12 protein-coding genes are annotated in these 11,860 nt (G+C 68.0%); 3 read left to right on the forward strand and 9 right to left on the reverse strand.

Annotated features, from left to right (window positions below):
- Positions 1-893: Ppx/GppA phosphatase family protein (locus VGH54_RS24865; protein ID WP_331514794.1), on the reverse strand; the 893-nt coding region annotated here is incomplete at its 3' end.
- A 187-nt stretch (positions 894-1,080) separates the two neighbouring features.
- Here VGH54_RS24865 and VGH54_RS24870 point away from each other — a divergent pair.
- On the forward strand, positions 1,081-1,875 hold the full coding sequence (locus VGH54_RS24870) for a hypothetical protein (RefSeq protein WP_331514795.1): 795 nt from the start codon (positions 1,081-1,083) through the stop codon (positions 1,873-1,875).
- A 2-nt stretch (positions 1,876-1,877) separates the two neighbouring features.
- Here VGH54_RS24870 and regX read toward each other — a convergent pair whose 3' ends face one another.
- The 6 genes from regX to VGH54_RS24900 all read right to left on the reverse strand — a co-directional run bounded on the left by regX (position 1,878) and on the right by VGH54_RS24900 (position 8,081).
- Positions 1,878-2,561 (reverse strand): two-component sensory transduction protein RegX, encoded by a 684-nt coding sequence (gene regX / locus VGH54_RS24875; protein WP_331514796.1) that lies wholly within the window; start codon positions 2,559-2,561, stop codon positions 1,878-1,880.
- A 31-nt stretch (positions 2,562-2,592) separates the two neighbouring features.
- A complete protein-coding gene (locus tag VGH54_RS24880) occupies positions 2,593-3,831 on the reverse strand; it encodes a sensor histidine kinase (protein ID WP_331514797.1) in 1,239 nt (412 codons plus the stop codon).
- A gap of 130 nt (positions 3,832-3,961) precedes the next feature.
- On the reverse strand, positions 3,962-4,714 hold the full coding sequence (locus VGH54_RS24885; protein ID WP_331514798.1) for a phosphoglyceromutase: 753 nt from the start codon (positions 4,712-4,714) through the stop codon (positions 3,962-3,964).
- Between the two features lie 159 nt (positions 4,715-4,873).
- Entirely contained in the window at positions 4,874-5,410 is a 537-nt protein-coding gene (locus VGH54_RS24890) for a YbjN domain-containing protein (protein ID WP_331514799.1), read from the reverse strand.
- Positions 5,407-6,786 carry a D-inositol-3-phosphate glycosyltransferase gene (mshA, locus tag VGH54_RS24895; RefSeq protein ID WP_414688795.1) on the reverse strand — a complete coding sequence of 460 codons (1,380 nt, stop codon included), beginning with the start codon at positions 6,784-6,786 and terminating at the stop codon, positions 5,407-5,409. Before mshA ends, VGH54_RS24890 begins: the two co-directional genes overlap by 4 nt.
- Positions 6,783-8,081 carry an ROK family protein gene (locus VGH54_RS24900; protein WP_331514801.1) on the reverse strand — a complete coding sequence of 433 codons (1,299 nt, stop codon included), beginning with the start codon at positions 8,079-8,081 and terminating at the stop codon, positions 6,783-6,785. Before VGH54_RS24900 ends, mshA begins: the two co-directional genes overlap by 4 nt.
- Before the next feature lie 191 nt (positions 8,082-8,272).
- Between VGH54_RS24900 and VGH54_RS24905 the strand changes: the two genes are divergently transcribed.
- The gene (locus VGH54_RS24905) at positions 8,273-9,052 is read left to right on the forward strand and encodes an SDR family oxidoreductase (protein WP_331514802.1); all 780 of its coding nucleotides are present in this window, start codon (positions 8,273-8,275) and stop codon (positions 9,050-9,052) included.
- Here VGH54_RS24905 and VGH54_RS24910 read toward each other — a convergent pair.
- Complete coding sequence (locus VGH54_RS24910) at positions 9,036-10,352, reverse strand: L,D-transpeptidase (RefSeq protein WP_331514803.1); 1,317 nt, start codon at positions 10,350-10,352, stop codon at positions 9,036-9,038. The two genes, VGH54_RS24905 and VGH54_RS24910, sit on opposite strands and share 17 nt — an antisense overlap.
- Positions 10,353-10,398: 46 nt before the next feature.
- Positions 10,399-11,475 carry a UDP-N-acetylmuramate dehydrogenase gene (locus VGH54_RS24915; protein WP_331514804.1) on the reverse strand — a complete coding sequence of 359 codons (1,077 nt, stop codon included), beginning with the start codon at positions 11,473-11,475 and terminating at the stop codon, positions 10,399-10,401.
- Positions 11,476-11,501: 26 nt separating this feature from the next.
- Between VGH54_RS24915 and VGH54_RS24920 the strand changes: the two genes are divergently transcribed.
- A partial coding sequence (locus tag VGH54_RS24920; RefSeq protein ID WP_331514805.1) for a DUF2505 domain-containing protein occupies positions 11,502-11,860 on the forward strand: 359 nt, incomplete at its 3' end.

The raw sequence follows: 11,860 nt of genomic DNA on the forward strand, positions 1-11,860 counted from the left end.
CCCTCCCGTAGCGCCCACGGGCAAATGTCCACCGTCTCTATCGAAAGCGCTCGCATACTTGCCTCCGCGACCAAAGCTCCCGCCACAATTTGCGGCGCTCGCTCGGCGCTCACCCCTTCCAGTTCTGCACGGTCAGCGGTCGTCATCCTAGATATGAAAGATATGAGTTGTCTGAGGCCATTCGCCGTTAGCGTTCTCTTAACACGCGGTCCCGCGGCCGACGGCGCCGCGCCGGTCAGCCGGGCCAGCGAACGAAACGTCTTCGAGGTTGCCACCGCGAGGTCGGGGCTGCCGGCGTCGAGCATTTTGGCGGCCGCGTCGGCCAGCTCGGCCTCCAGCCAGTCGCGCAGCATCCCGACCCGGCGCCGGCCGGGCGGGTCGTCGTTGAGCCATTCGCGGGTCAGCCGTCCGGCTCCCAGCGGCAGCGACATCGCGACTTCGGGCTCCTCGTCGACACCGTTGGACAACTCCAGGGAGCCGCCGCCGATGTCGAGGTTGATGATCCGGCCCGCGCTCCACCCGTACCAGCGGCGAACCGCCAGGAAGGTCAGCCGCGACTCGTCGACACCGCGCAGCACCTGCAGCTGTACCCCGGTCTCCTTGCGGACCCGGGCCAGCACATCGTCGGAGTTCTTGGCGTCGCGCACCGCCGATGTGGCGAACGCCATAAGTTCCGCGCAGCCCGAGCTGTCGGCAATCTTTTCGAACTCCTCGATCGTCTCGATCAGCTTGTCGGCGCCCTTGCGGGTGATCTTGCCGGAGTTGTCGATCGACTCGGCCAGCCGCAATGTGGCCTTGGTCGAGCTCATCGGCGTCGGATGTCCACCGCGGCGGGCGTCCACCACGAGCAGGTTTACCGTGTTGCTGCCGACATCGAGAACACCTAAGCGCACGAGTCACAACCTAGTCCGGCGACGATGCGGGCCGCGAGCGGCGCGAGGAGGAACCGGGCAATTGATGTAGTCCGGCGACGACGCGGGCCGGGCAGCGGCACGAGGTGGGGTACCTCGCAGCGGCGAGGGGGCGAGTCGGACGACTCTCGCGGCGCGGGTGAGACGCTTGGCGACGGATTGGTTTACCGTGAAAACTGTGGCGAGCGCGCAGTCGAATCATCCCGGTGAAGTCGAATTGGACTTCGCGCGTGAGTGGGTGGAGTTCTACGACCCGGACAATCCCGAGCACCTGATCGCCGCGGATCTGACCTGGCTGCTGTCGCGCTGGACCTGTGTGTTCGGTACGCCGGCGTGTCAGGGCACCGTCGAAGGCCGTCCCGACGATGGCTGCTGCTCGCACGGCGCGTTCTTGTCCGACGACGACGACCGGGCTCGCCTGGACGACGCTGTGGCCAAGCTCACTGACGACGACTGGCAGTTCCGCGAAAAAGGCTTGGGCCGTAAGGGTTATCTCGAACTCGACGAGCACGAGGGCGAAGAGCAGTTCCGCACCCGCAAATACCGGGGCGCGTGCATCTTCCTGAACCGGCCCGACTTCCCCAATGGACAGGGCTGCGCACTGCACACCAAGGCGATCAAGCTGGGCGTGCAACCGCTGACGATGAAACCCGACGTCTGCTGGCAGTTGCCGATCCGCCGCAGCCAGGAATGGGTGACGCGGCCGGACGGCACCGAGATCCTCAAGACCACCGTCACCGAATACGACCGTCGCGGCTGGGGTGCGGGCGGCTCCGACCTGCACTGGTACTGCACCGGTGACCCGGCCGCCCATGTCGGCGCCGAGCAGGTGTGGGTGAGCATGGGTCCCGAGCTCACCGAGTTGCTCGGCGAGAAGGCCTACGCCGAGCTCGCCGCAATGTGCAAGCGCCGCAGCGGTTTAGGCCTCATCGCGGTGCACCCGGCAACGCGGGCCGCCGACTAGCGTCAGCCCTCCAGCTTGTAGCCCAGGCCACGGACCGTCACCAGGTGGATCGGGTTGGCCGGGTCGGACTCGATCTTGGAGCGCAACCGCTTGACGTGTACGTCGAGCGTCTTGGTGTCGCCGACGTAGTCGGCACCCCACACCCGGTCGATCAACTGGCCGCGAGTCAGCACCCGGCCGCTGTTACGCATCAGGTATTCGAGTAGGTCGAATTCCTTGAGCGGCAACGTGATTGCCTCGCCATTGACCGATACGACGTGACGCTCGACGTCCATGCGCACCGGACCGGATTCCAGCACGCCGTCGGTGACCTCGGAATCGTCGTCACCGCCGCGGCGCAGCACCGCGCGGATCCGGGCGATCAGCTCGCGTGCCGAATACGGCTTGGTGACATAGTCATCGGCGCCCAGTTCGAGCCCGACCACCTTGTCGATTTCGCTGTCACGCGCCGTCACCATGATCACCGGCACGCTGGAACGCGACCGCAGTTGCTTGCACACATCAGTGCCCGACATACCCGGCAACATCAGGTCAAGCAGCACGATGTCGGCGCCGGCACGGTCGAACTCGGCCAGCGCGGACTGGCCGTCGGTCACGACGGTGGCCTCGAAGCCTTCCTTGCGGAGCAGAAACGCCAGCGGATCAGCCAGCGATTCTTCGTCCTCCACGATCAGAACACTCGTCACGAGCGCAACTCCTCCATCGTCAGCAGACTGCTCATCGGTGTAGTTCTTCCTCTCGTTGGGGCTCCCGTTGGGGCTTCATGGGGCGCAGTTCGCGCTCGGGTGTTAGTACAGCTGGCTCATAGTCGCCCTCGTAGGCCGGAATCGACAGAGTGAAGGTCGACCCGGTGCCCAGTTGGCTCCACAGCCCAATGCTGCCGTTGTGGTTGGCCGCGACGTGCTTGACGATGGCCAATCCGAGGCCGGTGCCGCCGGTGGCTCGCGAGCGGGCCTTGTCGGCGCGGAAGAACCGCTCGAAGACCCGCTCCTGGTCTTTGCGGTCGATCCCGATGCCCCGGTCGGTGACCGAGATCTCGATGTTGTCGCCGCGGCGACGCCGGCTGATCGACACCAGCGAACCGCGCGGCGAGTAGGCGATCGCGTTGGACACCAGGTTGGCCAGCGCGGTGACCAGCAGGGCCTGTTCGCCGTGCATCCGCAGGCCACTGGCATCGTCGGTGCGCACGACGATGTCGGCGTTCTCGGCGGACACTTTGTGGCGCGAAATCGCCTCGGAGACAACGGAGTCGACGTCGACGGCGCCCATGTCCGGCATGCGCTCGGCACCCTGCAGCCTGGACAGCTCGATCAGCTCGCTGACCATGTCGCCCAGCCGGGTGGCTTCGACGAGCACCTTCTCACCGAACCGGCGCACCGTGTCGGGGTCGTCCGCCGAGGACAGCAACGCCTCGGCGAGCACCGACATCGCTCCGACCGGCGTCTTGAGCTCGTGGCTGACGTTGGCCACGAAGTCGCGTCGAGTGGCCTCCATACGGGCGTATTCGGAGTGGTCGTAGACGAAGACCACGGCGAACCGGCGATCTTCCTCGCTGAGCAATCGCGCCTGTCCGTGCACCGACACACCCGAGCGTCCGGGCACCTGGCGCTTGCCGGGCAACAGGTCGAACTCGACGTCGGCGCCGTCGGCCAGCGTCTTGCGGGCCGCCTTCCACGCCTCATCGTCGAGCTGCCGCTCGCGGACCAGGCCGAGCTCCTTGGCCCGGCCGTTGTGGTAGACCACGTCGCGGTGCCGGTCCACGACGGCGGCCCCCAGGGGCATCAGCGCGACGATGCGTTCGAGCATCTGCGCGACGGTGATTCCGGCCGCTTCGACCGTCACTCGCTGCCGTCGCTGGATCGCCCGCGGCGCCACACGGGCGCCGACGGTGAATCCGACGGCCAGGGCCGTAACGAACAAAACCCCGGCCAGTGACAGGGCCGAGAACACGGTCACGTGAAAAGCTTACAAATACGGTGAACACCAACCCAGCAGCACAAGGCCAAAATTGGTCATGTCACAGGCCACGAGACAGGTGTTCGGTGGCAGTTCACCTGGCGTTTGCCCCGTTGCTGTGATCAAGCGACTATTTGGCGCCTTGGCTGGCTACCGCGGCCGCACCGGCGGCCGCCGCATCGGGGTCGAGGTAGCTGCCGCCGGCCACCAGCGGGCGCATGCCGGCGTCCAGGTCGTAGCGCAGCGGAATACCGGTCGGAATGTTGAGCCCGGTGATCTCGTCGTCGGACATGCCGTCGAGGTATTTCACCAATGCGCGCAGCGAGTTCCCGTGCGCAACGATCAGTACCTTCTTGCCAACCCGCAGGTCAGGCAGGATGACGTCGGTGAAGTAGGGCAGGAACCGGGCCACCACGTCGGCCAGGCATTCGGTCAGCGGGCCGCCGCCGATGTCGACGTAGCGGGGGTCGGCGTCCTGGCTGTACTGGCTGCCCTTTTCGATGGGCGGCGGCGGGGTGTCGTAGCTGCGCCGCCAGGCCATGAACTGCTCGTCGCCATAGCGGTCCCTGATCTCGGCCTTGTTCAGGCCCTGCAGCGCGCCGTAATGCCGTTCGTTGAGCCGCCAGGTGCGGTGCACCGGGATCCACAGCCGGTCGGCGGCGTCGAGTGCCAGGTGCGCGGTGGTGATCGCGCGGCGCAGCAGCGACGTGTAGAGCACGTCGGGCAGCAGGTCGTGTTCGGCCAGTAGCTCACCGCCGCGCACGGCCTCGCCGCGGCCCTTGTCGGTCAGGTCGACGTCCACCCAGCCAGTGAACTGGTTACTGGCGTTCCATTCGCTTTCGCCGTGGCGGAGCAGAACCAGCGTCGCAGCAGCGTCTCCCATGCCGGAGAGTCTCTCACCTCACGCGATGTGGTGTTCGCCGACGCCTTTCCTGCGCGTCGTCGCGACCAAGCCCCATCGAAATTGACGTTGGCGCGAAGAAGTGCGAGTGACCAGCACGCTAGCGTCGATCTCGCTCAGCGAAACCTAACGACCCGCGACTTAGCCGTCGTCGTCGTCTTCGTCGATCAGGTGGGCGAACGCTTCGAGGTTCTTCAGCGACTCACCGCGCGACACCCGCCACTCCCATTCCTTCTGGATTGACGAGCGAAAACCCAACTCCAGCAACGTATTGAAGTCGGTGTCCACCGCTTCGAGGACCTGCCCGAGCACCCGGTCGATTTCGGCGGCGTCCACCGAAGCCAACGCCATGCGGCCGACCAGGTAGATGTCGCCGACGTTGTCCAGCGTGTAGGCGACGCCGTACAGTCGGCGGTTGCGCTTGAGCAGGAAGCGGTACACGCCCTCGTGGTTTTCGTCGGGTTTGCGGCAGACGAACGCCTCGATGCGCACCGAATGCTCGCCGATGCTCAGGATGGTGTTGGTCTTGAGCCGGCGCTCCCCGGGCAGCTCGACGATCAGTCCGGGCAGCCCGCCGTGGGCGCCCTCGTGCCGCGAATAGGTCAGCTCGTTCGAGTCCAGCGTGTCTTCGATCAGCTGCTGGACGTGCGTCACCGGCGCGCCCCCGCCGTTCGTCATGCCCACGCCTTGCGTCGCGAAGGCAATCGTCCGGGCGCCGCGGCCCGCCGGGCCGACGGGATGCCGCGAACCGAACGGCGGGCGGTGAAATCGCCGATCGCACGCCGGTAACTGGCCAGCAGCGAATCGACGGTGTTGTCCCAGGAGAACGCCGCCGCATGCTCGACAGCCGCGCGGCTCATGGCCCCGGCGTCGGCCTGTAGCAGCCCGCCGAGGGCCTGCGCCCACCGATCGGCGTCGTGGCCGGCGACCAGTGCGCCGGTCACCCCGTCGCGCACTGCCACCGGCAGGCCGCCGACGGCCGCCGCGGCCACCGGTGTCCCGCACGCCTGCGCCTCCAGGGCGACCAGACCGAACGACTCCGAATAACTCGGTACCGCCACCAGGTCGACGGCCTGGAACACGGTTGCCAGATTTTCCCGCGATTGCGGCGGCAAGAACGTCACCCGCTCGGAGATACCCAAACTGGCGGCGAGCCGAACCATGCCGTCGGGCACGGCCAGTCCACTGCCCGACGGTCCGCCGACGACCACCACGTGCACCCCCGGCAGTTTGGCCGCCGCGCGCAGCAACACGTCGGGCCCCTTCAGCGGCTGGATCCGCCCGACGAAGGCCACCACGTCCTGGTCGGCCGGCAGCGACAGCTTGGACCGGGCGGCCTTGCGGTCGCCCGGACGGAACATCTCCAAGTCGGCGCCCGGGTGAGCGATGTCGATGCGAGCAGGGTCGGCGTGATGCAGCGAAACTAGTTGCGCGGCTTCGTCATTGGTGTTGGCGATCAACCGGTCGGCTTCGTCCACCACCTGCTGCTCGCCAATCGTGCGCAGCGGTGGTTCGGGAATGTCACCCTCGGCCAGCGCGGCATTCTTCACCGCGGCCAGCGTGTGCGCGGTGTGCACCAATGGCACCGACCATCGGTCGCGGGCCAGCCAGCCGACCTGACCGGACAGCCAGTAGTGCGAGTGCACGATGTCGTAATAGCCGGGCTCGTGGGCGGCCTCGGCGCGCAGTACGCCTGCGGCGAACGCACAGAGCTGGGTGGGCAGGTCGTACTTGTCCAGGCCTTCGAACGGCCCGGCCACCACGTTGCGCACCAGCACGCCGGGAGCCACCCGCGCCACCGGCGGATCGGTGGACGCCGTGGCCCGGGTGAAGATCTCCACCTCGACGCCCCGCCGGGCCAGATGAAGGGCACTCTGCAGCACGTAGACGTTCATCCCGCCGGCGTCACCGATGCCGGGCTGGGCGAGCGGCGACGTGTGCACAGCCAACACCGCGATGCGACGCGGATTGGTCAACTCTGCGGCGTCTAGCCGGGACAGGTCAGTATGGGCCACCCTGTCATCTTTGCAGGACCGTCTGGCGTCCCAGGTCAGGCGGGTGTCTCGACGTCGACCTCGTAGGCCGGCAGCGGCGGCGCGGCGCGGCGCATGGCGGCGAGCGGGTCGGCGTACAGCCCGGCCAGCGACACGATGCCGGCCCCGGCCTCTTGTACCCGATTGCCGAACGCGGTCATCCGGATGTCGCGGGCCGGCAGCACCAAACGCGCCTTGTAGGCGTCCTCGACCTGTCGCATACCCTCGGGATATTCGGTGAACGCCTGGCCCCCGACCACCAGGTCGTCGGGGTTGAGCAGGTCACGCAGCAGCGCGACAGACTCACCGAGCACGCGGGCGCGCTCGGCCAGCAGCTCTTTGGCTTGCTCGTTCCCGCCGCGCACCACCTTCAGTAGATCGGTCATGGTGGCGCCCGAACCATCGCCGCGGGCCGGCAGGATGCGCAGCCGCCGCGCGGCGGCCAGGACGGCCTCGTCGCTGACGGTGGATTCCAGCAGCCCCGAGCCGCCGAGCAGCTCGGACTGGGCGGGCAGGTTGGTGATCGTGCCAGGTCCACTGGCCGGGCTGTGCACCCGGCCGCCGATCATCAGCGCGTAGCCCACCGTTTCACGGGCGTAGACGTAGAGGCTGGTTGACGAGTTGGGCCCGAACCGGCGCATGCCGAGCAGCAGTTCGGCGGCGGCCATCGCATCGACGTGCGAGGCCACCGAAACCGGCAGCTCGAGCGCTTCGGCGATGACCGGCCCGACGGGTGCTTCCCGCCAGCCCAGTCGGGCGTGGTCGACGTGGCCGGTGGGGGCGTCGACGGTGCCACCGATGGCCACACCCACCCACAGGGCCCGCCGCCGGTGCCAGCGCCGCAGGTAGCGACGGGCACCGTCGGCCAACGCGGCCAGCGCGGGCACCTGAGCGGTGCGCGGAGTCGGTGTTTCGACGGCGTCCAGCGTGCGGCCGAACAGGTCAGTGGCCACGATGCTGGTGGTCCGCGCCCCGATGTGGATGCCCAGGGTCAGGAACGGCTCGTGGTTGACCTCGACGGGCACCCGGGGACGCCCGATCGCCCCGGAAACGGCGAGGTCGGCACGTTCCCGCAGGATTCCGGCGTCGAGCAGTGCGATGACCTGGCGGTTTACCGTCGCGATCGATAGCGATGTGACTTGGGCGATGACGTCGCGGCCGATCGGGCCACGCAACCGCACGGCCCGGAATACCGATGACGCGGCGGCGTCAGAGAGCTGCAGCGAGGGCGCCACCACGCGGTGGCGTCCGGGAGCTCGCCGCCGTGCGGCCGCGAGGGGAGTCTGCGAGTGAGAGGTGAAAGTTGTTGAGCGCATTTGCGAGTCCTTGTCCGAGGTCCGATGGCGGTCGTAGCCGCACACCGTCGCGAGCGCTTAGCGCTGAGCTCAGGCGCGGCTGATTGCGCGGCAACAACACGCGCAGCCCGCGCAACAACACGCGGACAGACAGCTGAACAAGGTGCTGGAGTACACACGAGGAACTTAGCACGGTTACTAGAGTTGCTCAGGTGAATCCCGCTGATCCGTATCCGACGACATCCGACGACCGTCACCGCGAGCAGCCCGTCGCTGTGGTCACCGGCGCCAGCGCGGGCATCGGCGAGGCGACCGCGAGAATCCTCGCCGCACAAGGCTTTCACGTAGTGTCGGTCGCGCGCCGGGCAGACCGGATCAACACGCTGGCCGCTGAGATCGGTGGCACCGCGGTTGTGGCCGACGTCACTGACGACGCCGCGGTCGACGAGCTGGCCGCCGGGCTGCACCGGGTCGACGTGCTGATCAACAACGCCGGCGGCGCCAAGGGGCTGGAGCCGGTGGCCGAGGCCGATCTGGAGCACTGGCGGTGGATGTGGGAGACCAACGTGCTGGGCACGCTGCGGGTCACCCGTGCGCTGCTGCCCAAGCTGATCGACTCCGGTGATGGCCTGGTCGTCACCGTCACGTCGATCGCGGCGATGGAAATCTACGACGGCGGGTCCGGCTACACCGCGGCCAAACATGCGCAGGGGGCGCTGCACCGCACTCTTCGCGGTGAGCTACTCGGAAAGCCGGTGCGGCTCACCGAGATTGCGCCCGGCGCCGTCGAAACCGAGTTCTCGCTGGTGCGCTTCGGCGGCGACCAGCAGCGCGCCGACTCGGTTTACCGCGGGATCACACCGTTGACGGCGGCCGACGTCGCCGAGGTGATCGGGTTCGTGGCATCGCGGCCATCGCACGTCAACCTCGACCAGATCATCATCCGGCCGCGCGATCAGGCGTCAGCCGGCCGGTTCAACCGCCGGGCCTAGGGCTAGCCGTCGTCGTCGGGGTGCCCGACAACGTAGGCGCGTCATGCGGCGTGGCCGGCGCGTTGCGTGGAATCGACACCGGCGCAGGCTTGGCACCGCTCGGCGGCGGCAGCGCCGACATCCCCACCCAGGTGTCCCAGCTGACCGCCCAGTCCCAGATGTCGCCGTCGGAGTAGGACAGCTCGATGGTGCTGCCGGTCACCTCCACCGGGTCGCCGTAGATCGCGCTGCCGAAGTACTGCTGGGCATCGCCGGTCGACAGGTTGATGCAGCCGTTGGTGACGTTGGTGTTGCCCTGCGCACCGGCGCTCGACGGGTTGGCGTGGATGAACTCGCCGTTGTTGGAGATCCGCACGGCCCAGCGTTCGTGGATGTGGTTGTAGCCGGCGGCCGGGTTGGACATGTAGAAGTCGGAGTACTTCTCGCTGACCACGTGGATGCCGTTGCGGGTGACGTTGCGCGCTTTGTCGGCTTCGCCGTAGCTGCAGGGGAAGTCCATGATGACGCCCTCGTCGCGGACCACCTGGATGCGGTGCGACGAGACTTCGGCCTTGACCACCTGGCGGCGACCGATGTCGAAGCTCAGGCTCATGTCCTGCTTGCCGTAGGCGCCGTCGCCGAAGGCCAGCCCGTAGAGCTTCGCGTCGACGTTCACCTTGGTGCCGGCCGGGTAGTACTCGCGGCTGCGCCAGTGCACGCGGGCGCCGCCGACTTCGTCGGGCAGCCAGGCCCAACTGCCTTCGACGGGCGGCTGGGTGGTGACCTTCAGCGCCCGCTCGACGGCGGCCTTGTCGGCGATCGGCGCGTCGAACTGGATGATGATCGGTGCCGCGACGCCGACGGTCTGGCCGTCGGCGAGTTGGAATCCGCCGTCGATGACCTTGGTGGGCGCGATGGTGGTGAGCTGGGCTTTCACCGGGAGGGTTTTACCGTCATGGCCGACCGCCGACCCGCTCCAGGTGTAGGTCGCGTCGTAGCCGAGCGGCTCGGTGACGGTGTACAGGGTGCGGTCCCGGTTCAGCGAGCCGGCGATGACCTTGCCGTCGGCGTTGATCAGTGCGACGTGCTGAAACCAGCCGTCGCGAACCTCGACACTGATCGGCGTGGTCGGCAACAGCTTGGTGGTCTTGTCGGCCGGCCGGAACGTGATCGCGGCCTCGGCCGGGGGCTTGGCCTTCTCGGCCTGCTTGGTCGATCCACCGAAGCACGCGGCTAACACGTTGGGCGCGAGGACTCCGACCGCCAGGGTCGTCAGGGCCCGGCGCCGGTTGACCGGCAAGGGGCGACGCGCAGTGCTCACGACATCAAGATACCGGCGGAAACGACGCTCTTCTTCCGCGCGCGACCTACAGCGAGCAGCCGACCAGCACCGGTTCGGGTACCAGTGTGACACCAAACACATCGCGCACCCCGTCGCGCACGGTGCGGGCCAAGGCCACCACGTCGGCGGCGCCGGCTCCGCCGCGGTTGGTCAACGCGAGCGCGTGCTTGGTGGAAAGCCGGCAGCGAGCGCTGTCGACGTCCGGGTAGCCCTTGCCGAAGCCGGCCTGCTCGACGAGCCAGCCCGCGGCGAGCTTGACGCCGTCCGGTGCCGGATAGTGCGGCACCGGACGATCAGCACCATCGGCCAATTCCTGATAATACTGTTGTGTGACAACGGGATTGGTGAAGAACGATCCGACGCTCCAGGTGTCGTGGTCTTCGGCGTCGAGCACCATGCCCTTGCGCGTCCGCAGGGCGAGCACCGCGTCGCGCACCGCCGCGGGGTCGGCCCGCTCGCCCGCCGTCACGTCCAAGGCGGTTACCAGTTCGCCGTAGCGCAGCGGCGCGCTGCGACCCGAGGCGTCCAGCGCGAACTCCACCTCCAGCACGACGGCGGCTTCGGAGTGTTTGAGCATGCTGGTCCGGTATCCGAAACCGAGCTCGCCGGCCGGTGCCCAGCGCACCGCGCCGGTGTGCCGGTCCAGCAGCCGGACCCGGGTGATGGTGTCGGCCACCTCGACGCCGTAGGCACCGACGTTCTGTACCGGGGTGGCACCCGCCGAGCCGGGAATGCCCGACAGGCACTCCAGCCCGCCCAGGCCGGCGGCGATGGCCGCGACGACCACATCGTCCCAGACCGCACCCGCCTCGGCCCACACGATGTTGCCCTCGACACGAATGTTGTTGTTGGCCAACCGAATTACCGTAAGATCGGTCAGCGTGTCGGCGATCACGACATTCGAGCCACCGGCCAACACGAGCAGCGGCTGAGCGCCCTGGCCGTCGAGATGGCGCAGCGTCGCGACCACCTGCCCGGTGCTGGTGCAGGTGATCACCCGCGACGCGACCGGGCCTATCCGCAGCGTGGTCAACGGCGCCAGCGGCACACGCTCGTCGACGCGCGCACCGGCGAAAACCGTTCCCACGTCACCCGGTTTCATGAGCGTTGACGGTAGCCTGACCTGCTATGCCGCGTTCGTTCGACATGTCCACCGACTACGGGGTGACCGTCGAAAAGGTTTTCCGGGCCTTCAGCGACGAGCAGTACTGGCTGGCCCGGCTGGCCGACTCCGGCGCTGACGACACGACGCTGGACTCGATGCAACTCGGCGGCCCGTCCGGCGACGACGGCACGATCGACGTCGTCACCACCCAGGTGCTGCGCGCGGATCGGCTGCCGGGGATCGTCACCCAGTTCCACCGCGGCGATCTGCGCATCCGCCGCGAGGAGCGATGGGAGCCGATCACCGACGGCTCCGCGACGGCGATCGTCACGGGCTCGATCCTGGACTCGCCGGCGTCGTTGACCGGCACCGCGACGCTGGA

It is taken from the genome of Mycobacterium sp. (assembly GCF_036488105.1).
Taxonomy (GTDB): domain Bacteria; phylum Actinomycetota; class Actinomycetes; order Mycobacteriales; family Mycobacteriaceae; genus Mycobacterium.